Genomic DNA, 23,814 nt, shown 5'->3' with positions numbered 1-23,814 from the left:
GCTGTGAATGCAATCAGACCAAAGATCAACCTTGAATCCCTTGTAGGAGCGAGCTTGCTCGCGATGAACCGGAGCACGCCACCGGGTGTCAGGTTTCCAGCGTTATCGTTGGCGACCATCGCGAGCAAGCTCGCTCCTACAGGGGATCTGCGGGCAATTCATCCGCGATAGATCAGCCGCGATGCTTTCTCATTACGCAAGGTCAAGTGTTCCATCCCCTGCCCCGGCGCATCGGCCTCCTCGCGGGCTTTGAGAATGATGCCGTGGTGCGGCGACTTGCTGCACACCGGGTCGGCATTGGCGGCGTCACCGGTCAGCATGAACGCCTGGCAGCGGCACCCTCCCAGGTCCTTGTGCTTTTCATCGCAGGAGCGGCACGGTTCCTTCATCCAGTCGTCGCCGCGAAAGCGGTTGAAACCGAAGGAATCGGTCCAGATGTGCTCGATGCTGTGCTCGCGCACATTGGGAAACGTCACCGGCAATTGCCGGGCGCTATGACAGGGCAACGCCGTGCCGTCCGGGGTGATGTCGAGGAACAGATTGGCCCAGCCGTTCATGCAGGTCTTGGGACGCTCTTCGTAATAATCCGGGGTGACGAAGATCAGCTTGCACGGATGGCCCTGCGCCTCAAGCCGTTGGCGGTATTCATTGGTGATGCGTTCGGCGCGCTGCAATTGCTCGCGGGTCGGCAACAGGCCCACGCGGTTGAGCTCGGCCCAACCATAGAACTGACACGTGGCCAGTTCGACGAAATCCGCCTCCAGCTCCAGGCACAAGTCGATGATCCGGTCGATGCGGTCGATATTGTGCCGATGGGTGACGAAATTCAGCACCATCGGATAACCCTGGGCTTTCACCGCGCGGGCCATGGCAAGCTTCTGCGCGAAAGCCTTGCGCGAGCCGGCAAGCATGTTGTTGACCGCTTCGTCGGCGGCCTGGAAGCTGATCTGGATGTGGTCGAGCCCGGCGACCTTGAAATCACGGACTTTCTGTTCGGTCAGACCGATACCCGAGGTGATCAGGTTGGTGTAGTAACCCATGTCCCGTGCGGCTTTGATCAACTCCGCCAGGTCCTGGCGCACCAACGGCTCGCCGCCGGAAAAGCCCAGTTGCGCGGCGCCCATTTCCCGCGCCTCACGGAACACGCGAATCCATTCTTCGGTACTCAACTCCGCGCCTTGTTGAGCGAAATCCAGTGGATTGGAGCAATACGGGCATTGCAGCGGACAACGATAAGTCAGCTCCGCCAACAGCCACAGCGGTGGTCCCGGACGCGACTCATTCGATCCAGAATTGAGCATGGGCCACCTCCAGAAACGCCAGCACATCCTCGTCGACCCCCGGCACACCGGGGAAACTCGCCGAGATTAAATCAATGATCGCCGCCACACTGCGCCGACCGTCCAGCAGATCGAGAATCTGCCCGGCACTGGCGTTGAGTTTGATCATGCCTTCGGGGTACAGCAGCACATGGCAGTCCTGGCGCGGCTCCCACTGCAAGCGATAACCCTGGCGCAAGGTCGGTGACTGCGCACGTTTGATCACGCTCACAGCGCGATCCCCCGATGCCAGACGCGCTCGGTTGTCACCGTGTGATACGGCGGGCGTTCCAGCTCGTAGGCCATGCTCATGGCGTCGAGCATGCTCCACAGCACGTCGAGTTTGAACTGGAGGATTTCCAGCATCCGCTGCTGGCCTTCGACGGTGACGTAATGCGCCAGGGTGATGCGCAAGCCGTGCTCGACATCACGCCGCGCCTGACTCAGGCGCGTGCGGAAATAGTCGTAACCGGCGACGTCAATCCACGGGTAATGCGTTGGCCAGGCGTCGAGCCGCGATTGGTGGATCTGCGGTGCGAACAGCTCGGTCAACGAACTGCTGGCCGCTTCCTGCCAGCAGGCGCGACGGGCGAAATTGACGTAGGCGTCCACGGCGAAACGTACGCCTGGCAATACCAGTTCCTGGGACAGAATTTGTTCACGGTCCAGGCCCACCGCTTCACCGAGGCGCAGCCAGGCTTCGATTCCCCCTTCGCTGCCGGGCACACCGTCGTGGTCGAGAATCCGTTGCAGCCATTCGCGGCGCACGTCACGGTCCGGGCAGTTGGCCAGAATCGCGGCATCCTTGAGCGGAATGTTGATCTGGTAGTAGAAGCGGTTGGCGACCCAGCCTTGAATCTGCTCGCGAGTGGCGCGGCCGGCGTACATGGCTTGGTGGAAGGGGTGATGGATGTGGTAGTACGCGCCTTTGGCGCGCAGGGCGGTTTCGAATTCGGTGGGGGTCATCGGGGTGTCGGTCATTGCGGTTCTCCGGGGAACAACCGTTGGGTTCTGCGGTGTCGGGTCTGGCCTCATCGCCGGCAAGCCGGTCTCGCTCCCACAGGGTTTTGTGTACACCGCAAGTCCCTTGTGGGAGCGAGACCGGCTTGCCGGCGATGGGGTCATCAGCTACAACTCAATACTCATGCCGTCATAAGCCACTTCGATGCCCCGCCGCTCCAGCAACGCCCGCTCAGCCGAGTCTTCATCGAGGATCGGATTGGTGTTGTTGATGTGGATCAGCACCTTGCGCTGGCGGCTGAAACCCTCCAGCACTTCAAGCATGCCGCCCGGTCCGCTTTGCGGCAGGTGGCCCATTTCACTACCCAGGCTCTGGCCGACTTCACACACGCGCATCTCGTCATCGCGCCACAACGTGCCGTCCAGTAACAAACAATCGGCGCGTTGCATCCAGCTCAACACCTCATCGTCGATCCGGCCCAGGCCCGGCGCATAGAACAACGACGCGCCAGTGCGCAGGTCTTCGATGAACAGGCCAATGGTGTCGCCCGGTTGCGGATTGCCGCGATTGGGCGAGTAAGGCGGCGCGTTGCTGACCAACGGAATCGCCCGAAACTGCAAATGCTTGCACGCCGCGATACTGAACGGCTCGCGGTCCAGCCCCACGGGTTGCCACTGCAAGCCGCCGTTCCAGTGCTTGAGCATGGTGAACAACGGGAATCCGCTGCTCAGGTCTTCATGAACCCGCTCGGTGCACCACACCGAATGCGGGCAACCTTCGCGCAGGCTCAACAGACCGGTGCAATGGTCGATCTGGCTGTCCATGAGGACCACGCCGGCAATCGCCGTGTCGCGCAAGCGGCGGGCCGGTTGTAGCGGCGCGAAACTCTCGAGTTGCGCGCGGATGTCCGGTGAAGCATTGCACAGCACCCAGTCCACACCGATGTCGCTCAGGGCAATGGAAGACTGCGTACGCCGCTGCGCCCGCAGAGTGCCGTTGCGCATCCCGGCGCACTGGCGACAGTTGCAGTTCCATTGCGGAAAACCACCGCCAGCGGCGGAACCGAGAATGCGAATGTGCATGGGCAATGCTCCAGAAGGCAGGCCCGGCCAACGCAGCGGCTGGCCGGGTGCACGATCAGCGGTTGGCGAAATACATCGTTACTTCGAAGCCAATGCGCAGATCGGTAAACGCGGGTTTAGTCCACATGGGTCAATCCTCTTCTTGTGCCGGACGATTCCGGTAAAGCCATTAATGCACGGGTCGGCAGGCGCCCGAATGCTACTTTCGAAGGAGGTTGTGGGGTGCGTTGGTAGGGGGTGTTGCGGGGTGTTTAAACACACAACAAAAACTGTAGGAGCGAGCTTGCTCGCGATGTTCTCAAGGACGCCGCTGGGTGTCAGGTTTCCAGCGTCATCGTTGACGTCCATCGCGAGCAAGCTCGCTCCTACAGGGATCTAGTGTTTTTGTGGGGTTAGAAGAAGCCCAGCGGATTGATGTCGTAGCTCACCAGCAGGTTTTTGGTCTGCTGATAGTGGTCGAGCATCATCTTGTGGTTTTCACGGCCGACCCCGGACTTTTTGTAGCCACCAAACGCGGCGTGCGCCGGATACAAGTGATAGCAGTTGGTCCAGACACGCCCGGCCTTGATCGCCCGACCCATGCGGTAGGCGCGGTTGATGTCGCGGGTCCACAGGCCGGCGCCGAGGCCGAACTCGCTGTCGTTGGCAATCGCCAGGGCTTCGGCTTCGTCCTTGAACGTGGTGATGCCCACCACCGGGCCGAAGATTTCTTCCTGGAATACGCGCATCTTGTTGTGGCCCTTGAGCAGGGTCGGCTGGATGTAGTAACCCGTCGACAAGTCGCCCTCAAGGCGCTCGGCCGCGCCGCCGGTGAGCAGCTCGGCGCCCTCCTCCTGAGCAATTTTCAGGTACGAGAGAATCTTGTCGTATTGCTGCTCCGACGCTTGGGCGCCGACCATGGTTTCGGTATCCAGCGGGTCGCCGCGCTTGATCTTGACGATCTTCTGCATCACCACTTTCATGAAGTCGTCGTAGATCGATTCCTGCACCAGGGCCCGGGACGGACAGGTGCAGACTTCGCCCTGGTTGAAGAACGCCAGCACCAGGCCTTCGGCGGCTTTCTCGATGAACTGCGGCTCGGCTTGCATGATGTCTTCGAAGAAGATGTTCGGCGACTTGCCGCCCAGCTCGACGGTGCTCGGAATGATGTTCTCGGCCGCGCATTTCATGATGTGCGCACCAATCGGGGTGGAACCGGTGAAGGCGATCTTGGCGATGCGCTTGCTGGTGGCCAGCGCCTCACCGGCTTCGCGACCGAAACCTTGCACGATGTTCAACACACCGGCCGGCAGCAGATCGGCGATCAGTTCGGCGAAGATCATGATCGACAACGGCGTCTGCTCGGCCGGTTTGAGCACCACGCAGTTACCGGCCGCCAGGGCCGGGGCGAGTTTCCACGCGGCCATCAGCAGCGGGAAGTTCCACGGAATGATCTGCCCGACCACGCCCAGCGGTTCGTGGAAATGATAGGCGGTGGTCAGCTCGTTGATCTCGGCGGCGCCGCCTTCCTGCGCGCGGATGCACCCGGCGAAATAGCGGAAATGGTCAGCGGCCAGCGGCACGTCGGCGTTCAGGGTTTCGCGCACGGCCTTGCCGTTGTCCCAGGTTTCGGTGACGGCGAGGATTTCCAGATTCTGCTCGATGCGGTCGGCGATTTTCAGCAGCACCCGCGAGCGGTCCTGCGCCGAGGTCTTGCCCCAGGCATCGGCAGCGGCGTGGGCGGCGTCGAGGGCCTTGTCGATGTCGGCGGCGCTGGAGCGCGGGAACTCGGCGATCACTTCACCGGTGACCGGCGAGGTGTTGGTGAAGTATTCGCCATTCACCGGCGCGACGAACTCGCCGCCGATGAAGTTGCCGTAGCGCGCCTTGAACGTGACGACGGCGCCTGGTGTTCCGGGTTGTGCGTAGATCATGGTGAGCCTCTGTCTGGGTCGATGCCTGTCGGGCAAACAGGCGATGAACCGATAGTAGAGAGCCCCGCGTGCCGAACGAATGCGCCGTTGGCAGGGGGGTTCTCGTTATTTAGTAGGAGCGAGCTTGCTCGCGATGAGCCCGAGAACGCCGCTGGGTGTCAGGTTTCCAGCGTTATCGTTGACGACCATCGTCGGAACGCCGCCCGGAGCAAGCTCGCTCCTACAGGGTTATGTGCTGGGCTTCAGGTCAGTGCTTGGCAACCACGAGGTCTTTCGGCAACTTGAAGGTCCAGAGCATGCCGCCCTGGTTGAAGTCCTTGATGCGCTTGGCCACTTCGCCGCCCCACAGCGGCACGGCGCCACCCCAACCGGACAGCACCGAGACGTACTGCTCGCCGTCCATTTCCCAGGTCACGGGCGAGCCCAGCACGCCGGAGCCGGTCTGGAATTCCCAGACCTTCTCGCCGGTCTTGGCGTTGAACGCCTGGAGGAAACCTTCCGGCGTACCGGTGAACACCAGGTTGCCCTTGGTGGTCAGCACCCCGCCCCACAGCGGCGCGAAGTTCTTGTGACGCCAGACTTCCTTGCCGGTTTTCGGGTCGATGGCGCGCAATACGCCGATGTAGTCTTCGTTCAACGGCTTGATGGTGAAACCGGCACCGAGGAACGCCGCGCCTTTCTTGTAGGCAATACCTTCGTTCCAGATGTCCATGCCCCATTCGTTGGACGGCACGTAGAACAGCCCGGTGTCCTTGTTGTAGGCCATCGGCATCCAGTTTTTCGCACCGAGGAACGCCGGGGCGACGAACACCGAGCCGCCTTTGGCTTCAGTGCCCGGTGCGCCGGGACGGCTGGCTTCGTTGTAGATCGGCCGGCCCTCTTTATCGAGCCCTGTGGCCCAGGTGATCTTGTCCACGAACGGGAAGCCGCGGATGAACTTGCCGTTGGTGCGGTCCAGCACGTAGAAGAAACCGTTACGGTCGGCGGTTGCCGCCGCTTTGATTTCTTTACCGCCTTCGGTGTAGTTGAACGAGACCAGCTCGTTCACGCCGTCATAGTCCCACCCGTCGTGAGGCGTGCTCTGGAAGTGCCATTTGATCGTGCCGTCGTCCGGGTTCAGCGCCAGACGCGACGATGAGTAAAGGTTGTCGCCAGGACGCAGGTGCGAGTTCCATGGCGCCGGGTTGCCGGTGCCGAACAGCAGCAGATTGGTTTCCGGGTCGTAGTAACCGCCAAGCCAAGGCGCCGCGCCCCCGGTTTTCCAGAGATCGCCCGGCCAGGTCTTGCCGGCTTCGCCACCGGAGATGCCGTTCTCCACCGCTTTTCCGTCCTTGTAGACGTAGCCCATGTGGCCCTCGACGGTTGGACGGCTCCACAGCAGATTGCCGTTTTTCGGGTCGTAGGCTTCGATCTTGCCGACCACCCCGAACTCGCCACCGGCCACGCCGGTAATCAGTTTGCCGTTGATCACCAGGGGGGCAGCGCTGATGGAATAGCCTTCCTTGTGGTCGGCGACTTTCTTGCTCCAGACGACTTTGCCGGTGTCTTTGTTCAGGGCCACAAGTTTGGCGTCGAGGGTGCCGAAGAACACCAGGTCGCCGTACAGCGCCACGCCCCGGTTGATCACGTCGCAGCACGGGCGGATGTCATCGGGCAGGCGCGCATCGTATTGCCAGAGTTTCTTGCCGGTGCGGGCGTCCACCGCAAACACCCGCGAGTAGGAGCCGGTCATGTACATCACGCCGTCCTTGATCATCGGCTGTGCTTGCTGACCGCGTTGTTTTTCGCCGCCGAAGGAGAACGCCCAGACCGGCCGCAAGTCCTTCACGTTGTTGACGTTGAGGGTGTCGAGCGGGCTGTAGCGCTGACCCTGGACGCCCAGACCGTTGGTGACGATCTGCTCCGGGTTCTTGGGATCCTGGAGAATGTCCTGGTCGGTGACGGCGGCCAATGCCGTGCCGGACAACAGCATGGCGCTGAGCAACAGGCTCAAGACGAAGGGTTGGCGACGTGCGGGTTGGGTCATGACGGCTGCCTCTGCGGTTTTTTTGTTATACCCGGGAAATTTTCCCGGTCTGGTGCAGATTCTTGGGCGCCGCCGCCCTTCCGACAATTGCCCGCAGTGCTGAGTTTGCTAGTTCCTTAGTAGCGGGTCGGAGGAGATGGACACCAAGATGCGCGATCGACACGACCACTGTAGGAGCGAGCTTGCTCGCGATGGACTGGAGAACGCCGCTGGGTGTCAGGTTTCCAGCGTTATCGTTGACGACCATCGCGAGCAAGCTCGCTCCTACAGGGGGATGCAATGTTCATTTGTCGGGGGTGGTGTCGATTCGGGTCATCTGTGCGCGCTCGTAGCGCGGGTAGAGATGACTGACGCTGCGGATCAGTTCGTAGCGGCTAAGGCTGATCGCCGCGAAACGTTCAGGTATGGGACTGCGGATCATCTCGCCCATATCGCTGCCATTGGCCGCGCCGTCACGCATCAGCCGATCGAGCCAGCCAAGGTAGTCGCGCATTTGCTCGAACGGTTTTGCGTCAGTGGCCAGCGGCCCATGGCCGGGCACAATCATTGTCCACGGCAAGCCCTGCAGCGTCGCAATGTCCGCCAGCCACACCGACAACCCCGGACTGTTGGGTGTCGTCAGCGCCCGTTGGTAAAACACCAGATCCCCGGCAAACAGCACGCCGGTTTTCTGGTCGAGAATAGCCAGATCAGCGCCAGTGTGCCCACCCAGGCTCAGCAGGCGCAGATCGTGATTCCCAAAATTTCGCACGCCCGGCGTCAGCGTCTCGGTCGGCAACACCACTTCGGTGCCACGCATCCAGTCACCCACCAGCCGGTACATGTTCTCGGCCATGGCATCACCCTGCTGCCCAAGCAACTCAGTCGTGCCGGCCAACGCGCCGATCGGCACGTCACTGAAGGCTTGATTACCCAGCCCATGGTCCGGGTGATGGTGTGTCAGCAACACCTGGATCACCGGTTTGTCGGTGGTCCCGGCGATGGCTTTGCGCATCGCTTCGCCGTAACGTTTCGACGGCCCGGTATCGATCACCACCACGCCGCGGTCGGTCACGATGAACGCGGTGTTGACGATGTTGCCACCGTTGCCCTTGGCGAAATTGTCGGTGCTGCCTTCCAGCAGCCAGGTGTCTGCGGCGATCTGCCGGGGCTTGAGTGAATAGTCGAGATCGGCCAACGCAGGAAGGCTCAGGCTCATGAACAACAGCAGCATCCAGCGCATCACGCGCTCCTCTGAGTCAGGGTATGGCCGCATCGAACTGGTTGCCGCTGTTGTTGCGCAACGACAAGCGCGTCTGCCCTGCCCCTTCGATGTCGAAGGCCAGGCTGGGGTTTTCGCTGACGGCGGGAAACAGTTCGAGGCGGGCCAGCAACTGATCGTTGTGATCCCGCAGCTCGGCATGGTTGATGAAAAACTCCGGGATGCCGCTGACCATGCCGTTGTCCATCGGATGCGCGACCTGCAAACGCAAGCGGCTGGATTCGCCACGCGGATAGCGCCCACCGATGACTTCGCCAATGTGCTCTTCCCAACCCGGCTGGGTGCGCACCACGCTCGGCGCCGTGCAACCGCCGCCCGCCGCATCGATCAGGGTCGAGCCGACATGCCACAGCCCATCGCGGGTCAGGACCGCTGCACGCAACGGCGTGGCTTGTTCGATACGGATGCGGATCGACAGCCACGGCAGCACGCGATCCAGCGGTTGAAAATCGACAATTTTCGGCAACGGATTGAGTTCGGCCCACGCAAGGATTTTTACCACCTCGCCCTTGAACGCCCGGGCGTCGATTTCCAGCGGCACTTGCCGGGCGTCTTCGGCGAACGGCGGTGCCAGCAGCCTGACCCGCTCGTCGAACACGAACGGCGCATCGCCAAGCATCTGTTTGTGATAGAAGGCCCACATGACCGACGGCACCGGGTCTTTGCCCGGTTCGATGGCTGCCGCGTGCGCGGCCAAGGGTAGCCAACAGGCCAGCAGACAACACACGCTCCAGTTCACTGTTGATACATCTGCGGCACGTCATACCGCAGGCCGTAACGGGCATAAATGGCGTTCACCGAGCCCTCGCGGATCAAGGTTTCCAGCGCCTCTTCCACGGCATAGGCCAATTGACGATTGCTTTCGTGCACCGCCATGCCGATCTCCCAGAGTTGCTTGCCCATGTTCGGATAGGCGTTTTCCGCCAGCGCGACTTGCGGGTCCGCCGCCTCGTGAACCTGCCAGTCGATCTCGCCGCGCATCGCCATGACCGCGTCGACTTCACCGGCCTTCATGGCCGCGAACGCCTGGGGCACGCCGGGGTAGTGGCGGGTTTTGCCGGCCAGCATGCCGTTGAATACCGAGGTCAGGTAGAACGACGGCACGCTGTCGACCTCGACGCCAATCGGGTGGTGCTCGAACACCGCGACACTGCTCACCGACTCCAGCCGACGGCGGTCATAAGCGACTTGCCATTGCTCGTTCTGGTACGGACCGAACATCACCACATGGCCGTTTTCCAGTTCACCCACTTCGTTGCGCTTGCGCGCGTAATCCTGGTCATAGGGCACGCGCATCATCAGGTCGGCCAGTTGCAGATCGTGCAACTGGCTAGCGCGCCAGATGTAGTCGCGCAGGTCGTCGTCGAGCTTCTCGCCGGCGGGCGCCCAGATCAGTTTCAAGTGAACGCCAAGGGCTTTGGCCAAGGCCTCGGCCAGTTCGACATCCACGCCACGGGGCTGGCCGGCGTCTTCGAAACTGTAGGGGGCGAAGTCTTTGTAGACCGCCACCTTCAGCTCCCCGGCGGCGATCATTTCGTCATAGGTACGGACCTGCGCCTGCACCGCCTGGCAGCACAGCAACACAGCGCTGATCAACACAGCGAGCAGGCGCATGCATTACTCCTCGACGTGAACGCTGTCCAGGTAAGTGCGCACAGCCCACAGGGCTTCCTGACTCAGGTAATCGGCCATCTTCGGCATGTACACCCGGCCGTCCCTTACGGCGCCGTTGCGGACCCGTTCGACGAACCATTCATCACCGGCCTCGCCGACATCGAGCATGCGCAAATCGGGGGCGATGCCGCCGGACTTGGCTTCCAGGCCATGACAGGCCGCGCAGTTCTGGTTGTAGGCCGATGAGCCGATTTCCACGGCTTTGTCGTGCTCGGGTGTCGTACGGTAAGGGTTTACCGCCGCCCAGCCATCGCCATCAACCTGTACGCCGGCGTCCTTGATCGGGGTCAGGCCCTTGGTTTCGACGGCTTGTGGGACCACGTTGCCGTGGGCCCAGACGGGACCTGCGCTGATAAAACCGGCCAGCAGTCCGGCAACGAGCAAGGCGTTGCGTTTTGTTGTCATTGTTATGCCCTCAGGATTGCACGCAAAACCTCTTGGCAGAGGCTATGGCAACCATCTTAGGAAGCGTTTCGCACCAGCCCCATGCTGCTTTGGTGGCCGCCTTCCAGTACCTTGGTAGTAGGGCTTGTGGCGCACACTCGGATGCGTTACGACCTTGGTACTGGCCCATCAGTACTTTCTGCATATTTCCCCACCCGCTCACGCTTCCTATGCTGGCGCTACCTGTAATGGAGTGCCTTATGCGCCAGCTTGCCCCTTACGCCTTGATCTACCTGCTGGCGATTGCCTGCGCCGCCGGGCTGGCGACCCAGAGTCAGGCCGCCGACGCGCCCTTGCAGGTGCAGATCGGCTACCTGGGTTATCGCCCTGATCCGGGACCGCTACTGTCCAACGTCATTCCCGAGCCGGCCGATGCCGGATGGCGTGGCGCCGAACTGGCGATCACCGACAGCAACAGCACCGGACGTTTTCTCAATCACAGTTACAGCCTGACCAGCACCAACGCCGACAACCCGGAGGCCTTGCTTGAAGCGGCCAAGGCTCAACACGCGCAAGGTCTGCGCCTGTTTGTGGTGAACGCGCCAGTGGCCAGCCTGCGCCAACTCAGCGCCGCCCTGCCTGACAGTTTGCTGTTCAACGCTGGCAGCGCGGATGACAGCCTGCGCACCACCGACTGCTTGCCGAACGTGCTGCACACGCTGCCGAGCCGGGCGATGCTGGCCGATGCGCTGGCGCAATTTCTGGTGGTGCGCAAATGGCAACGGGCGCTGCTGATCGTCGGCCCGACCGCTGACGATCAAGCCTATGCCGCCGCCCTGCGCCGCGCGGCGAAGCGCTTCGGCGTGCAACTGGTCGCGGAAAAGGCCTGGAGTTTCGATAACGACCAGCGCCGCAGCGCCCAGGCCGACATGCCGCTGTTCACCCAGACCGCCGAGTACGACGTGGTGCTGGTGGCCGATGAACGCGGTGACTTCGGCGAATACGTGCCCTACCAGACCTGGTATCCGCGCCCGGTGGCCGGCACTCAAGGCTTGACCCCGGTGGGTTGGCACAAGACCGTGGAAACCTACGGCGCCGCACAATTGCAAAAGCGTTTCGAAGCCATGGCCGGGCGCTGGATGAACGACCGCGACTTTGCCGCGTGGATGGCCGTGCGCAGCATCGCCAGCGCAGTGAGCAAACTGCGTCAGACCGATCCGACGGCGATCCGTACGCTGGAAATCAGCGATCAATTGCCACTCGATGGCTTCAAGGGTCGCAAGCTCAGTTATCGCCCGTGGAACGGCCAGTTGCGCCAACCGATCCCCATCGTCCAGCCGCGGGCGCTGGTCAGTACCTCGCCGCAGGACGGCTTTCTGCACCCTTTCAATGAAATGGACAGCCTCGGTTACGACAAGCCCGAGGCCGGCTGCCGCTTTCCCTGATATTGCCACCACAACAATAAGGAATCTGCCATGCGCCGCACCCTGCTTTCATGCGCCCTGCTGCTCGCTGCCGGGCATGCCGCGGCCAGCACCGCCTGGGTCTCGAACGAGAAAGACAACAGCCTCAGCCTGATCGACATGCAGACCTTGCAAGTCACCGACACCCTGCCCGTCGGCCAGCGCCCGCGCGGTCTGCTGCTGTCCCACGACAGCAAGCTGCTGTACATCTGCGCCAGCGATTCGGACCGGGTCCAGGTGATGGACGTCGCCACGCGCAAGATCATCAAGGAACTGCCTTCGGGCAAGGACCCCGAGCAATTCGCCCTGCACCCGAACAATCGCTGGCTCTACGTTTCCAACGAGGACGATGCGCTGGTGACGGTGATCGACACCGAAACCTCCAAGGTGCTGAGCCAGATCAACGTCGGCGTCGAACCCGAAGGCATGGCGGTCAGCCCCGACGGCAAATGGGCGGTGAACACCAGTGAAACCACCAACATGCTGCACTGGATCGACACCAGCACCCAGACCCTGGCCGACAGCACGCTGGTGGATCAGCGACCGCGTTTCGTCGAGTTCGCGCCCGATGGTTCCAAGCTCTGGGCCTCGGCGGAAATCGGCGGCACGGTGACTATTCTCGACGTCGCGACCCGCCAGGTCCTCAAGACCCTGTCCTTCCAGATCAAAGGCGTACACCCGGACAAGGTTCAGCCGGTGGGCATCAAACTCAGCGCCGACGGCAAGTACGGTTTCGTCGCGCTCGGTCCGGCCAATCATGTGGCGGTGATCGATGCCAAGACCTTCGAGATCCTCGAGTATCTGCTGGTCGGCCGACGCGTCTGGCAGATGGCGTTTACCCCGGATCAGAAGCAATTGCTGGCGACCAATGGTGTCAGCGGCGACGTGTCGGTGATCGATGTCGACAGCCTCAAGGTCACCAAATCGGTGAAGGTCGGGCGCTATCCGTGGGGCGTGGTGGTGACGCCATGAACGCACTGGAAGTCAGCGACCTGAGCTTTGCCTATGGTGCGCGGGAGGCGTTGCGCCAGGTGAGTTTTTGCCTGGAGCCGGGGCGTTTCGCGGCGCTGCTGGGGCCCAACGGTGCAGGAAAATCGACCCTGATCGCGCTGCTCACCCGGCTCTACGATTTGCAGCGTGGTGACATCCGCGTCGGCGGCTGTTCGCTGCGCAATGCACCGCGCCCGGCGCTGAGGCAATTGGGTGTGGTGTTCCAGCAAAGCACCCTGGACCTGGACCTCAGCGTCGAGCAGAACCTGCGGTATCACGCCGCGCTGCATGGGATGTCGCGGCGCCAGACCGGCCTGCGGGTCGACGCCGAACTGGAGCGGCAAACGCTGACCGAACGCCGGCGCGAGCGGGTGCGCGAACTGAATGGCGGACATCGTCGCCGGGTGGAAATCGCCCGTGCGCTGCTGCATGAGCCACGCCTGTTGCTGCTCGACGAGGCGAGCGTCGGCCTCGACCCAGCCAGTCGCCTGGCGCTCAATCAACACATCCGCCATTTGTGCCGCGAGCAACACATCAGTGTGCTCTGGACCACCCATTTGCTGGATGAAGTGCAGCCCAGCGATGATTTGCTGATTCTTCATCAAGGGCATTTGGTGGCCAGCGGACAAGCCGACGCCCTGAGCCTGGAACACGGCGGCGACCTCGGTTGCGCCTTCGCTCGCCTGACGACCTCTGGAGCCGCCCGATGAATGCTTACTGGCAATGTTTCAGCGGCATCGTGCTGCGCGAATGGCTGCGTTTTGTGTTACAGCGCACGCGGTTTCTCAGTGCGCTTGTCCGGCCGTTGCTGTGGCTGCTGGTGTTCGCCGCCGGTTTTCGCGCGGCCCTGGGCATTGCCATTATCGAGCCCTACGACACGTACATCCCGTATGAGGTCTACATCATCCCCGGCCTGGCCTGCATGATCCTGCTGTTCAATGGCATGCAAGGTTCATTGTCGATGGTCTACGACCGGGAAATGGGCAGCATGCGCGTGCTGCTGACCAGCCCCCTGCCCCGGACCTTTCTGCTGTGCAGCAAATTGTTGGCAACGTCGCTGATTTCGCTGTTGCAGGTGTATGCCTTTCTGGCGATTGCCTGGGTGTACGGCGTGCAACCACCGGCCATGGGGCTGTTGATCGCCTTGCCGGCGTTGTTGCTGGTGGCGTTGATGCTCAGCGCGCTGGGCCTGTTGCTGTCGAATGCCATCCGTCAGTTGGAGAACTTCGCCGGGGTGATGAATTTCGTGATCTTCCCGTTGTTCTTCCTGTCGTCGGCGCTGTATCCGCTGTGGAAGATGCTTGAGTCCAGCGAGTGGTTGTACGGGTTGTGCGCGTTGAACCCGTTTACCCATGCGGTGGAGCTGGTGCGGTTTGCGCTGTATGAACGCTTCAATCCGCTGGCGCTGGCGGTCTGCGTCGGGCTGACGCTGCTGTTCGCGCTGCTGGCGGTACTCACCTTCAACCCGCAACACGCCGCCTTGCGCAAAGCCAACTGACCACACAACGCCCCCTGTGGGAGCGAGCCTGCTCGCGATGGCGGAGTGTCAGCCGACATCAATGCCGGATGTGAGGGCCTCATCGCGAGCAGGCTCGCTCCCACAATTGGATCTCCATCAAAAATGGCAAAATTACTACTTTAGTACTGCTTCACCTGTCTATCGTCGCATTCCCAACGCACCGAGACTGGCATGTAATGGGTTCATAACTCTAAGGATTGAACCCCATGCCGCGTGCCCGACGTCGTCTGCTACGCCCTTCTCTCGCTGCGCTGTCGCTGAGCCTGCTGCTGGGCGTCGCACACGCTGACACACCGCTGTTCTCCGCCGAAGGCTATCGCATCGGCCTCTACCGCAGCCCGACCCCGAATCAACTGCAAGGCGCGTCCATCATCGATACGCCGGCCCTGCAAACCCTGCTCACTCAGACACCACGTCCGGTGCTGATCGACGTCTATCGCCGTCAATGGCTGCAAGGGCACTTCATCGAAGACCAGCCCCATGAGAACCTGCCCGGCAGTCATTGGCTGGCCAATACCGGCGATGGCGACCTGACGCCCGACTGGCAGGGCTATTTTGCGCGTAACCTGAACACATTGACCGCGGGCGATCTTGCGCAACCGCTGGTCTTCTACTGCCGCTCCGATTGCTGGTTGAGCTGGAACGCGGTCAAGCGCGCCGCCGCCATGGGTTATAAGACTCTGTATTGGTATCGCGATGGCCTGGATGCCTGGCAAGCGGCGAACCTGCCCGTGGCGCCCGCCCGGCCCGAACCCTTTCCCTGACCTTTACGCGTGCGTGTTGTTGCCACACCATAATCAAAATAATGAGGTGAAAGGCTATGTACAAAATTCTGATTGCCGACGATCACCCGCTGTTTCGCGAAGCCATTCATAACGTCATCAGCGACGGTTTCCCGGGCGCCGAGGTCTCGCGGGTCTGGTCGTGGGTCAAGACCTCGCCCGCCTCATCGGCCTGTTCGAGGTAACTGTGCGCCGCCACCGGCCTCAAGACTTCGGCCACTTGCAGCAACGGCATTTGCGCCAACTCGCCGATGTCGTAACCGGCGAACGTCACCGACAGCGCCTCGCGTTTGAGCCGTTTGCCGTCGCACACCGGGCACGGGCTGCCGAGCATGAATTGCGAAACGCGCTTCTTCATCAGCGCACTTTGCGAATGAGTAAAGGTATGCAGGATGTAGCGTCGGGCACCGGTGAAGGTGCCCTGGTAACTCGGTTCCATTTTGCGCTTGAGCGCGACGCTGGTTTCTTCGGGCGTGAGACCGGCATACACCGGAACGGTCGGGGTTTCCTCGGTGAAGAGAATCCAGTCGCGCTGCTTTTTTGGCAGATCGCGCCATGGTTTGTCGACGTCATAGCCCATGGTCACGAGGATGTCCCGCAGGTTCTGTCCCTGCCACGCCGTAGGCCAGGAAGCGACCGCGCGCTGGCGAATGGTCAGGCTCGGGTCCGGGACCATCAAGGCTTCGGTGACTTCATACACCCGCCCCAAACCATGACATTCCGGGCAAGCGCCTTGGGGTGTGTTGGGCGAAAAATCTTCGGCGTACAGCATTGGCTGCCCCGGCGGATAGCTGCCGGCGCGGGAGTACAGCATGCGGATCAGGCTCGACAATGTGGTCACGCTGCCCACCGAAGACCGTGTGCTCGGCGTGCCCCGCTGTTGTTGCAAGGCGACTGCGGGTGGCAGGCCTTCAATGGAGTCGACGTCCGGCACGCCGACCTGATCGATCAGGCGTCGCGCATACGGCGCCACGGATTCGAAATAGCGCCGCTGCGCTTCGGCGTACAGGGTCGAGAATGCCAGGGACGACTTCCCCGAACCGGATACGCCGGTGAAGACCACCAGCGCATCACGCGGGATATCGACGTCGACGTTCTTGAGGTTGTGTTCACGGGCGCCGCGCACTCTGACCATGCCGGAAGGAGGATTGGAGGTGCGCTTGGAAGTCATCAGGTGGCCTTGATTAGAAGGTTCGAAGAATTGACGTATTGCCGGGAATTCACGCGATCCAACTGTAGGAGCCGGCTTGCTGGCGATAGCGATTTCACGGACGCCATCGCCAGCAAGCCGGCTCCTACATTATTAGTGTGTGTTCAACTGTTGAGGACTGTGCGAACCATCCGGGTCAGTGCCTCGGGGCTATAGGGTTTGCTCAGCAAAAAAGTGTCGGGGCTGAGTTGGTGATTGCGCGAAATAATGTCACGGGTGTGGCCGGACGTGAACAGCACCGCCACCGGTGGCGTCTGCACTTTGGCCCAGGCTGCCAGGTCCGAACTTTTGATCAGCCCGGGCATGACCACGTCGGTGAAGATCAGCTCCACCGCCAGGCCGTCCAGCAACATCTGCATGGCAGCATCGCCGTTGGCAGCGGTCAGGACTTGGTAGCCTTCTTCACGCAACAACTCCACTGCGGAGCTGCGCACCGCTTCATTGTCCTCGACCACCAGAATGGTCTCGTGGCCGCCGCGTTGCGGGGTGTCATAGGTCACTGTTTCACTGAGCAGGGGTCGCAGGCTCCGCGGGAAATACAGCTGCGCCCGAGTGCCCTGCCCCTCGACGCTGGACATCTCGATGTGCCCGCCACTCTGTTTGACGAAACCGAACACCATGCTCAGCCCCAACCCCGTGCCCTGGCCATCGGCCTTGGTGGTGAAAAACGGTTCGAACGCTTGCGCGAGCACTTGCGGCGACATGCCGGCGCCCGTATCTGCCACGGCGACGCGGACATAATCGCCAGCCGAAATCCCCTTGCCCGCGCAGAACTGGCGGTCGAGTGCGACGTTCTCGGCGCTCAGTTCAATGACCCCTTCACCCTGCATGGCGTCGCGGGCATTGATTGCCAGATTGAGAATGGCGTTTTCCAGTTGATTGCGATCGACGTTGATGTACCAAGACGCTTGAGGCAGGCGCACATCAATCTGGATGGTTTCTCCCAATGCCCGTTGCAACAATTCGCCGAGGCCTTCGAAGATTTGCCGTGGGTCGCAGACTGCTGGCGACAACGGCTGACGGCGGGCGAATGCGAGCAATTGCGAGGACAGCTTCGCGCCACGTTCCACCGCCGCAATCGATGCGCTGACCCGGCGCTGCACGTTGGCATTGTCCGGCTCATGCCGTGCCAGCAAGTGCAGGTTGCCGGCGATCACCTGCAGCAGGTTATTGAAGTCATGGGCCACGCCACCCGTGAGTCCACCGATGGCTTCGAGTTTCTGTGACTGGCGCAGTTGTTCTTCCGCCGCCAGCCGCGCTTCGACTTCATCGGCGACGCGCTGCTCCAGGTTTCGGGTGAACTTGAGCAGGGACTCTTCGGCGGTCTTGCGTTCGTGGATGTCGATCAACACCCCGGGAAAGCGGAACGGTTCGCCTTGCTCGTCGAACTCGCAGCAACCGCTGGCCTGCACCCACAGATAACTGCCGTCGGGGCGCACTACACGATATTCGGCGTTGAAGGGCTCGCCGGTGGTAACGGATTGATTGACCTGCTCGTTGACCCAGCTGCGGTCGTCGGGGTGAATCCGCGCTTCAGCAAAGTCCGTTGGCAAGTCGCCGAGGTTATGTCCGTCCGGATAGGAAAAGGTCCGGGCGAAGCGTTCATCGCCGGAGAGCAGATTGCCCTTGATGTCCCAGACGAACGAGCCAAGCAAGGCACCGGCATTCAACGCCAGGCGCACTCGCTCATTGTCGGCGCGGTAGGCATCTTCGGCTTCCTGGCGACGGCGCTCGGAAATCACATGGTCAGTGGTTTCGACCACCATCGCCATGACCCCGGCCGGTTTTCCCTCGTCATCGGCCACCGGGCTGTAATAGAGGTCCAGCCAGACATCTTCGGGGACGCCGTCCCTCAACAGCACCAGCTCTTTGTTGCGATAGGACAAGGTGCCGCCGGCCAGGCAGGTATCGACTACATGCCGGTTGAACTCGGCGACTTCCGGCCAGCCCAGCTCCACCGGAGAACCCAACAGATAAGGATGTCGGCCACCGGCGAACGACGAGTATGCATCGTTATAGATCATGTAGCCGGGACGGCCCCACAACATCACCATCGGCAGTGGCGAGGCGAGTAACAGCTGCACAGCGCCGCACAGGCTGGCAGGCCAGGTGTCGATGCCCCCCAGCTCGGTCTGGCTCCAGTCGAACGCACGGATGCGTCCGGCCATTTCGCCGTTCCAACCGGCACACCCGTGGCTATCGTCTAGAAACTGCATCGACTGGTTCTGAGTCCTGTGATTGGCGCCCGTTTGTTTCGAGCATCGCGGCTGCCAATGGTTTCATAGAGGTTAGCTGATTCTTGCCCTGCAGATTTTTTGCGGCTTGAGAGCTTGCCCTGAGGACTTTGTAGCGGCCGTCGAGCCTATCCCACATCCAATGTGGCGAGGGGATTTATCCCCTCGCCACACAAGCTCGCACCAAGTCAGGTTGGAGTTTTGTGATCAAACCTCGATCAGGTGCTTGAGCGGATGGTAGCCAGTTTTCAAGGTCGCGGCGACGTCCAGGATCGCCTTCTCGATGCCATTCAAATGCATGCAGGTCAGTTCGATCGCGGCGCTCTGGTTACCGGCCTCGATGAACTCGATCAGGCGCAGGTGCTCATCGTCACGGCAGGCTTCGTGGCTGTCGTCATCCAGCGCGGCGGCGTACAGCGAGGCGCGGGAAATCAGTTTGCGGAACCAGTCCAGCAGCACAGGGTTGTTCAGGCTTTGCGCGAGTTTGATGTGGAACTCGCCGAGTAGATGAATCAGCCGTTCGTGGTCGCCGCTGCGGTGTGCTTCATCCTCCAGCAACAGATGATCGCGCAGGTCCTGGGTCACCGCGGTATCACGCCGGCGACAGAGTTCGCTGACGATGCCGATCTCGATCAAGCGCCGCGTTTCGAACAACGAGCGAATCTCTTCATCGCTGGGCAGCGACACCGACGCACCTTTGTTGGGCTCGGTCGTCACCAATCCATCAGCCTCCAATTGCTTGAGCGCGGCACGAACCGACGTGCGGCTGACATTGAAAAGCTCGGCCAGCGAGGCTTCGCCGAGCTTCATGCCGGGACGCAACGAACGTTTGCTGATCGCCTCGTAAACCCCTTGGTAGACGCGGTCGACCGTGGTCTCGAGTTTCTTCTCGGTCATTTGAACCCTCCTTTAGCGCTAAACAACCGGCCCCAGGCGATGAGCAGCCTTTGAAAAAGGGGGTTGCACAAGCAGATTAATCCGGTTATTTGTAGATTGCATCCAGATATTGCATACAATAATTAGAGGATTGCACCATTATGGGTCAACCAATAGCAATCGAAGTGCGTAACGTCTCCAAGCGGTATTCCGACGATCCGGGGCTGGCTCCCGCCCTCGACAACGTTTCAGTCGACATTGCCGACAATGAATTTTTCACCCTGCTCGGCCCGTCCGGCTGCGGCAAAACCACCTTGCTGCGCACCATCGCCGGTTTCGAACACGTCAGCGATGGCGAGATCCGTCTGGCGGGCGAACCGGTCAATGATTTGCCGCCGTTCAAGCGCCGGGTCAACACCGTCTTCCAGAGCTACGCGCTGTTTCCGCACATGAGCGTCGCGCAGAATATCGCCTTCGGGCTTGAGATGCAGGGTCTTGATCGCAAGGTTATTCCTCAGCGCGTCGATGAGATGCTGGCGCTGGTGCAGATGCAACACCTGGCCAGGCGTAAACCCGCCGAATTGTCCGGTGGTCAGCAACAACGCGTGGCCCTGGCCCGGGCCCTGGCGCCGAAACCGAAAGTGCTGTTGCTGGACGAACCGCTGTCAGCGCTGGACCTCAAGCTGCGTAAAGAGATGCAGGTCGAACTCAAGCGCGTGCAGAAGGAAGCCGGGATCACTTTCATTTTCGTCACCCACGATCAGGAAGAAGCCCTGACCCTGTCTGATCGTATCGCGGTGATGTCCGCCGGCAAGATCCTGCAGATCGGCACGCCGAACGACATTTACGAACGGCCGCAGCATCAGTTCGTCGCCCAGTTCATCGGCGACATCAATTTCCTGCCCGGCCACCTCAAACGCGGGCAGCAGAACGAAAAACTCTTCGTGCCCAACGGCATGCCGGTGGAAATCCCCTGCCCGGCCCAGGGCTTCGACGGCAGCAACGTGCAATTGGCGTTTCGCCCGGAGCGTTCGCAACTGGTCGAACCGGAGCAACCGCATCACTTGCGCGGCGTCATTGAAGCGGTGTTGTACGTCGGCACCGCGACCCTCTATCAGTGCCGCTTGAACAACGACATCAAAGTCATGCTGCGCGAAAACAACGAAGGCCTGAACCGCGGCCGCGTGGTCGGTGATCGCGTCGCGGTCAACCTGCCGCCCCACGCCTGCCTGTTGATGGAGGCCTGAGATGAGCGTCAGCAGCAGTTCTCCCGCTCTCAACCGCGCGCTGTTGCTCAGCCCGGTGGTGTTGACCTTGCTCGCGCTGATCGCCATTCCGCTGGGCATCATGGGCTACATCAGCCTGTTGCCGCGCAACGTGTATGGCGGTGTCGACTGGCAGGCCGACTGGCAATTGCAAAGCTACGTGCAGCTGTTTTTCCAGGAAGGTTTCGACGGTGAACTGGAACTGAACTGGGTCTACGCCCAGGCGCTGTTGCGCTCGGTGTTCCAGGCCGGCGGCACGACGTTGCTGTGCTTCCTGTTCGGCTTCCCGGTGGCGTTGTGGATGTCGAGCCTGACCCCGCGCCGGCGCAACCTCATGGTCCTGCTGATCACGATTCCGTTCTGGACCAATCTGCTGATCCGCAACTACGCGTGGCTGATCATCCTGCGCGAACACGGCTGGGTTGCCCAGAGCCTCAACGCGCTGTTCCCGCAGGCGGGCGGCATCACCCTGCTCTACAACGACTTCGCCGTCAGCGTCGGGCTGGTCTACAGCTTCCTGCCGTTCATGATTCTGCCGATCTACTCGACCCTGGAAAAACTCGACTGGCGTCTGGTGGAAGCCGCCTACGACCTCGGCGCCAATCGCTGGCACGCGCTGAAGCGGATCATCCTGCCGCTGTCGATGCCCGGCGTGATTGCCGGTGCGCTGCTGGTGTTTGTGCCGAGCCTGGGCGCCTTCATCACCCCGGCGATTCTCGGTGGCGGCAAGACATTGATGATCGGCAACCTGATCCAGCAACAGTTCGGCACCGCGCGCAACTGGCCGCTGGGCAGTTCGCTGTCGTTCCTGTTGCTGGGGATTCTGCTGCTGTCCCTGGTGCTTTACGCGCTCTATAGCCGCAGCGCCGCCAAAACTCTTCGTCGGGGAGCCACCGCATGATCGCCCTGCACCTGAAAAAACTGCCGCTGACCCGCGAAGTCAGCCTGCTGATCCTGGCGTATCTGTACGTACCGATCTTTGTGCTGATCGCCTACAGCTTCAACGCCAATCGCTCGGCGACGGTGTGGACCGAGTTTTCGTTCGCCTGGTATGGGCGGATTCTGGCCAACCCGTCGATCCAGACGGCGGCGCTGAACTCGATCATCGTCGCCAGCATCGCCACGGTTTGCGCCACGGCCATTGCGCTGCTCGCGGCGCTGGCGACTTACCGGCCGTTCTATGGACAGAAGATGGTCGAGGGCGGGATCAACCTGCCGCTGATCCTGCCGGAGATCGTCACCGCCGTGGCCACGTTGCTGCTGTTCATGGCGCTGGGGATCAAGCTCGGTTTGCTGACGGTGATCGTCGCGCACATCGGCTTCTGCATTCCTTTCGCTTACCTGCCAATCCGCGCGCGTTTGAATGACCTGGACAAAAGCCTGCTGGAAGCGGCGAACGATTTGTACGCCAACCCGTGGCAGGTGTTCCGCCGTGTGACGTTGCCGTTGTTGTGGCCGGCGGTGTTGTCCGGTTCGGTGCTGGCGTTCGTGGTCAGCCTCGACGATTTCATCATGACCTTCTTTGTGGCCGGCCCCGGCTCGACGACGTTGCCGGTCTACATCTTCTCGGCGATCAAGGCCGGCGTGACGCCGGAGATCAACGCAATCTCGACCCTGATGCTGGTGATTTCCATCGTGCTGGTGGTGCTGGCCTTCTGGCTGGGACAGCGCGGCAAAAACCAATGAACCTGGAGCGCTCTCTAATGAAAAACAAAAGCATGCGTTACGGCATCGCCGGTCTGGCCCTCAGTTGCTTCACTGTTTTTACCGCCCAGGCCGCCGAACCCAAGGAATTGTTCTTCTACAACTGGACCGATTATTACCCCGTGGACCTGCTGGCCAAGTTCGAAAAAGAGACCGGCATCAAAGTCACCATGGACGGCTACGACAGCAACGAAACCCTGTTGGCCAAATTGCAGGCCGGCGGCGCGGCGTATGACGTGATCGTGCCGTCGCAGTCGATCATGCGCACCCTGATCAATCAGGACCTGCTGCTGGAGATCGACGCGTCGACCCTGCCCAACTTCCAGCACGTAAAACCGGCGTTTCGCGACCCGAGTTTCGACCCTGGCCGCAAGTTCTCGGCACCGTACCTGTGGGGCACCACCGGGTTTTCCTATGACAGCGCACGCGTGCCCGGCGGCAAGCTCGACGACTCGTGGAAAGAGTTCTTCGAACCGCGCAAGGAACTGCAGGGGCAACTCGCCGCCCTCGATACGTCCAGCAGCGTGATCAATGCCGCCAGCCATTACCTGAACGTCGACGAGTGCAGCGAAAACCCGCAGGACGCCAAGCGCATCCTCGAGCTGCTGCAAAAGCAGAAACCGTTCCTGAAAATGTACAGCTCGGACAACACCGTCGACCGCATGGCCTCCGGCGAAGTGATCATGATGCAGAACTGGAACGGCTCCACCGCCCGCGCCACCTTGCAGAAGAGCACGATCAAATACGTGTATCCGAAGGAAGGCCTGGCGATGTTCCAGGACAACTTCGCCGTACCGAAAAGCGCCCCGCACCCGGGTAACGCGAAGATCTTCATCGACTGGATGATGAAACCGGAAAACGCCGCCGCCGTGTCCAACGCCATCGCCTATGACAACGGCATTCAGAGCGACAAATTGATCGACGCCAAATGGCGGGTCATGGATGCGATCAACATGCCCGACGAGTTCGCCTCGCGCCTGCGCCCCGAGAAAGAGTGCAGCAACAAGGCGCGGGAGCTGCAGGACCGGATCTGGTCGAAGCTCAAGGGCTGACAGTAAGACCGAGTCGCGGCCATCGCGAGCAGGCTCGCTCCCACAGGGATTTTGTGAACGCCGCAGATCCAATGTGGGAGCTGGCCTGCCAGCGATGAG

At 61.4% G+C, this 23,814-nt stretch carries 22 protein-coding genes and 2 pseudogenes; 10 read left to right on the top strand and 14 right to left on the bottom strand.

The window, feature by feature from the left end:
• Positions 1-158: 158 nt before the first annotated feature.
• The 11 genes from pqqE to pedF form a co-directional block, all read right to left on the bottom strand.
• Positions 159-1,301 carry a pyrroloquinoline quinone biosynthesis protein PqqE gene (pqqE, locus tag ACA066_RS12250; RefSeq protein WP_497699421.1) on the bottom strand — a complete coding sequence of 381 codons (1,143 nt, stop codon included), beginning with the start codon at positions 1,299-1,301 and terminating at the stop codon, positions 159-161.
• Positions 1,279-1,551, bottom strand: a complete 273-nt coding sequence (gene pqqD / locus ACA066_RS12245) for a pyrroloquinoline quinone biosynthesis peptide chaperone PqqD (protein ID WP_497699420.1) — start codon at positions 1,549-1,551, stop codon at positions 1,279-1,281. Before pqqD ends, pqqE begins: the two co-directional genes overlap by 23 nt.
• Entirely contained in the window at positions 1,548-2,300 is a 753-nt protein-coding gene (pqqC, locus tag ACA066_RS12240) for a pyrroloquinoline-quinone synthase PqqC (RefSeq protein ID WP_497699419.1), read from the bottom strand. Before pqqC ends, pqqD begins: the two co-directional genes overlap by 4 nt.
• A gap of 147 nt (positions 2,301-2,447) precedes the next feature.
• Positions 2,448-3,362, bottom strand: coding sequence for a pyrroloquinoline quinone biosynthesis protein PqqB (pqqB, locus tag ACA066_RS12235; protein ID WP_497699418.1), 915 nt, complete (start codon positions 3,360-3,362; stop codon positions 2,448-2,450).
• A 55-nt stretch (positions 3,363-3,417) separates the two neighbouring features.
• On the bottom strand, positions 3,418-3,489 hold the full coding sequence (gene pqqA, locus ACA066_RS12230) for a pyrroloquinoline quinone precursor peptide PqqA (RefSeq protein WP_003253598.1): 72 nt from the start codon (positions 3,487-3,489) through the stop codon (positions 3,418-3,420).
• A 265-nt stretch (positions 3,490-3,754) separates the two neighbouring features.
• Positions 3,755-5,275 carry an acetaldehyde dehydrogenase ExaC gene (gene exaC / locus ACA066_RS12225; protein ID WP_497699417.1) on the bottom strand — a complete coding sequence of 507 codons (1,521 nt, stop codon included), beginning with the start codon at positions 5,273-5,275 and terminating at the stop codon, positions 3,755-3,757.
• Positions 5,276-5,522: 247 nt separating this feature from the next.
• Positions 5,523-7,301 carry a PQQ-dependent methanol/ethanol family dehydrogenase gene (locus ACA066_RS12220; RefSeq protein WP_497699416.1) on the bottom strand — a complete coding sequence of 593 codons (1,779 nt, stop codon included), beginning with the start codon at positions 7,299-7,301 and terminating at the stop codon, positions 5,523-5,525.
• 283 nt (positions 7,302-7,584) lie between these two features.
• Complete coding sequence (locus ACA066_RS12215; protein ID WP_497699415.1) at positions 7,585-8,523, bottom strand: quinoprotein relay system zinc metallohydrolase 1; 939 nt, start codon at positions 8,521-8,523, stop codon at positions 7,585-7,587.
• 16 nt (positions 8,524-8,539) lie between these two features.
• Positions 8,540-9,301, bottom strand: a complete 762-nt coding sequence (locus ACA066_RS12210) for a quinoprotein dehydrogenase-associated SoxYZ-like carrier (RefSeq protein ID WP_497699414.1) — start codon at positions 9,299-9,301, stop codon at positions 8,540-8,542.
• Positions 9,298-10,176 carry a substrate-binding periplasmic protein gene (locus ACA066_RS12205; protein WP_497699413.1) on the bottom strand — a complete coding sequence of 293 codons (879 nt, stop codon included), beginning with the start codon at positions 10,174-10,176 and terminating at the stop codon, positions 9,298-9,300. The genes ACA066_RS12210 and ACA066_RS12205 overlap by 4 nt, the downstream gene beginning before the upstream one ends.
• A gap of 3 nt (positions 10,177-10,179) precedes the next feature.
• On the bottom strand, positions 10,180-10,641 hold the full coding sequence (gene pedF, locus ACA066_RS12200) for a cytochrome c-550 PedF (protein WP_497699412.1): 462 nt from the start codon (positions 10,639-10,641) through the stop codon (positions 10,180-10,182).
• A 239-nt stretch (positions 10,642-10,880) separates the two neighbouring features.
• On the opposite strand from pedF, the gene ACA066_RS12195 reads away from it, so the two are divergent.
• From ACA066_RS12195 to ACA066_RS12170, 6 genes and pseudogenes are all read left to right on the top strand, one after another.
• On the top strand, positions 10,881-12,065 hold the full coding sequence (locus ACA066_RS12195; RefSeq protein WP_497699411.1) for an ABC transporter substrate-binding protein: 1,185 nt from the start codon (positions 10,881-10,883) through the stop codon (positions 12,063-12,065).
• A gap of 30 nt (positions 12,066-12,095) precedes the next feature.
• On the top strand, positions 12,096-13,055 hold the full coding sequence (locus ACA066_RS12190; protein WP_497699410.1) for a YVTN family beta-propeller repeat protein: 960 nt from the start codon (positions 12,096-12,098) through the stop codon (positions 13,053-13,055).
• A complete protein-coding gene (locus ACA066_RS12185) occupies positions 13,052-13,783 on the top strand; it encodes an ABC transporter ATP-binding protein (RefSeq protein WP_497699409.1) in 732 nt (243 codons plus the stop codon). The genes ACA066_RS12190 and ACA066_RS12185 overlap by 4 nt, the downstream gene beginning before the upstream one ends.
• The gene (locus ACA066_RS12180) at positions 13,780-14,571 is read left to right on the top strand and encodes an ABC transporter permease (protein ID WP_497699408.1); all 792 of its coding nucleotides are present in this window, start codon (positions 13,780-13,782) and stop codon (positions 14,569-14,571) included. Before ACA066_RS12185 ends, ACA066_RS12180 begins: the two co-directional genes overlap by 4 nt.
• 227 nt (positions 14,572-14,798) lie before the next feature.
• Entirely contained in the window at positions 14,799-15,356 is a 558-nt protein-coding gene (locus tag ACA066_RS12175) for a PQQ-dependent catabolism-associated CXXCW motif protein (RefSeq protein WP_497699407.1), read from the top strand.
• 56 nt (positions 15,357-15,412) lie between these two features.
• Positions 15,413-15,502: pseudogene (locus tag ACA066_RS12170) on the top strand (DNA-binding response regulator); the annotation flags it as partial.
• On the opposite strand, the pseudogene ACA066_RS12165 reads toward ACA066_RS12170, so the two are convergent.
• From ACA066_RS12165 to ACA066_RS12155, 3 genes and pseudogenes are all read right to left on the bottom strand, one after another.
• Positions 15,502-16,545, bottom strand: a pseudogene (locus ACA066_RS12165) (excinuclease ABC subunit A); the annotation flags it as partial. The pseudogenes ACA066_RS12170 and ACA066_RS12165 sit on opposite strands and share 1 nt — an antisense overlap.
• A gap of 143 nt (positions 16,546-16,688) precedes the next feature.
• Positions 16,689-18,800: a hybrid sensor histidine kinase/response regulator gene (locus ACA066_RS12160; RefSeq protein WP_497699406.1), complete on the bottom strand. Its 2,112-nt coding sequence runs from the start codon at positions 18,798-18,800 to the stop codon at positions 16,689-16,691.
• Positions 18,801-19,025: 225 nt separating this feature from the next.
• Entirely contained in the window at positions 19,026-19,715 is a 690-nt protein-coding gene (locus tag ACA066_RS12155) for a GntR family transcriptional regulator (RefSeq protein ID WP_462034656.1), read from the bottom strand.
• A 140-nt stretch (positions 19,716-19,855) separates the two neighbouring features.
• On the opposite strand from ACA066_RS12155, the gene ACA066_RS12150 reads away from it, so the two are divergent.
• The 4 genes from ACA066_RS12150 to ACA066_RS12135 are packed head-to-tail and all read left to right on the top strand — an operon-like array spanning position 19,856 to position 23,715.
• Entirely contained in the window at positions 19,856-20,941 is a 1,086-nt protein-coding gene (locus ACA066_RS12150; RefSeq protein WP_497699405.1) for an ABC transporter ATP-binding protein, read from the top strand.
• 1 nt (position 20,942) lies between these two features.
• Positions 20,943-21,860, top strand: a complete 918-nt coding sequence (locus tag ACA066_RS12145) for an ABC transporter permease (RefSeq protein WP_497699404.1) — start codon at positions 20,943-20,945, stop codon at positions 21,858-21,860.
• Positions 21,857-22,645 carry an ABC transporter permease gene (locus tag ACA066_RS12140; protein ID WP_092269384.1) on the top strand — a complete coding sequence of 263 codons (789 nt, stop codon included), beginning with the start codon at positions 21,857-21,859 and terminating at the stop codon, positions 22,643-22,645. Before ACA066_RS12145 ends, ACA066_RS12140 begins: the two co-directional genes overlap by 4 nt.
• A gap of 17 nt (positions 22,646-22,662) precedes the next feature.
• On the top strand, positions 22,663-23,715 hold the full coding sequence (locus tag ACA066_RS12135; RefSeq protein ID WP_497699403.1) for an extracellular solute-binding protein: 1,053 nt from the start codon (positions 22,663-22,665) through the stop codon (positions 23,713-23,715).
• The last annotated feature ends 99 nt before the right edge of the window (positions 23,716-23,814 follow it).

This window comes from Pseudomonas sp. LBUM1651 (assembly GCF_059716135.1).
This window is presented reverse-complemented; position numbering and strand designations above follow the sequence as displayed.

What these genes read in the sequence shown, in the direction of transcription:
- pedF (WP_497699412.1), bottom strand. Translation starts at nt 10,641, where the DNA reads ATGACAACAAAACGCAACGCCTTGCTCGTTGCCGGACTGCTGGCCGGT.
- pqqE (WP_497699421.1), bottom strand. Translation starts at nt 1,301, where the DNA reads ATGCTCAATTCTGGATCGAATGAGTCGCGTCCGGGACCACCGCTGTGG.
- ACA066_RS12135 (WP_497699403.1), top strand. Translation starts at nt 22,663, where the DNA reads ATGAAAAACAAAAGCATGCGTTACGGCATCGCCGGTCTGGCCCTCAGT.
- ACA066_RS12160 (WP_497699406.1), bottom strand. Translation starts at nt 18,800, where the DNA reads ATGCAGTTTCTAGACGATAGCCACGGGTGTGCCGGTTGGAACGGCGAA.
- ACA066_RS12150 (WP_497699405.1), top strand. Translation starts at nt 19,856, where the DNA reads ATGGGTCAACCAATAGCAATCGAAGTGCGTAACGTCTCCAAGCGGTAT.
- pqqC (WP_497699419.1), bottom strand. Translation starts at nt 2,300, where the DNA reads ATGACCGACACCCCGATGACCCCCACCGAATTCGAAACCGCCCTGCGC.
- exaC (WP_497699417.1), bottom strand. Translation starts at nt 5,275, where the DNA reads ATGATCTACGCACAACCCGGAACACCAGGCGCCGTCGTCACGTTCAAG.
- ACA066_RS12140 (WP_092269384.1), top strand. Translation starts at nt 21,857, where the DNA reads ATGATCGCCCTGCACCTGAAAAAACTGCCGCTGACCCGCGAAGTCAGC.
- ACA066_RS12185 (WP_497699409.1), top strand. Translation starts at nt 13,052, where the DNA reads ATGAACGCACTGGAAGTCAGCGACCTGAGCTTTGCCTATGGTGCGCGG.
- ACA066_RS12195 (WP_497699411.1), top strand. Translation starts at nt 10,881, where the DNA reads ATGCGCCAGCTTGCCCCTTACGCCTTGATCTACCTGCTGGCGATTGCC.
- ACA066_RS12205 (WP_497699413.1), bottom strand. Translation starts at nt 10,176, where the DNA reads ATGCGCCTGCTCGCTGTGTTGATCAGCGCTGTGTTGCTGTGCTGCCAG.
- ACA066_RS12220 (WP_497699416.1), bottom strand. Translation starts at nt 7,301, where the DNA reads ATGACCCAACCCGCACGTCGCCAACCCTTCGTCTTGAGCCTGTTGCTC.
- ACA066_RS12190 (WP_497699410.1), top strand. Translation starts at nt 12,096, where the DNA reads ATGCGCCGCACCCTGCTTTCATGCGCCCTGCTGCTCGCTGCCGGGCAT.
- ACA066_RS12180 (WP_497699408.1), top strand. Translation starts at nt 13,780, where the DNA reads ATGAATGCTTACTGGCAATGTTTCAGCGGCATCGTGCTGCGCGAATGG.
- ACA066_RS12215 (WP_497699415.1), bottom strand. Translation starts at nt 8,523, where the DNA reads ATGCGCTGGATGCTGCTGTTGTTCATGAGCCTGAGCCTTCCTGCGTTG.
- pqqB (WP_497699418.1), bottom strand. Translation starts at nt 3,362, where the DNA reads ATGCACATTCGCATTCTCGGTTCCGCCGCTGGCGGTGGTTTTCCGCAA.
- ACA066_RS12145 (WP_497699404.1), top strand. Translation starts at nt 20,943, where the DNA reads ATGAGCGTCAGCAGCAGTTCTCCCGCTCTCAACCGCGCGCTGTTGCTC.
- ACA066_RS12175 (WP_497699407.1), top strand. Translation starts at nt 14,799, where the DNA reads ATGCCGCGTGCCCGACGTCGTCTGCTACGCCCTTCTCTCGCTGCGCTG.
- ACA066_RS12155 (WP_462034656.1), bottom strand. Translation starts at nt 19,715, where the DNA reads ATGACCGAGAAGAAACTCGAGACCACGGTCGACCGCGTCTACCAAGGG.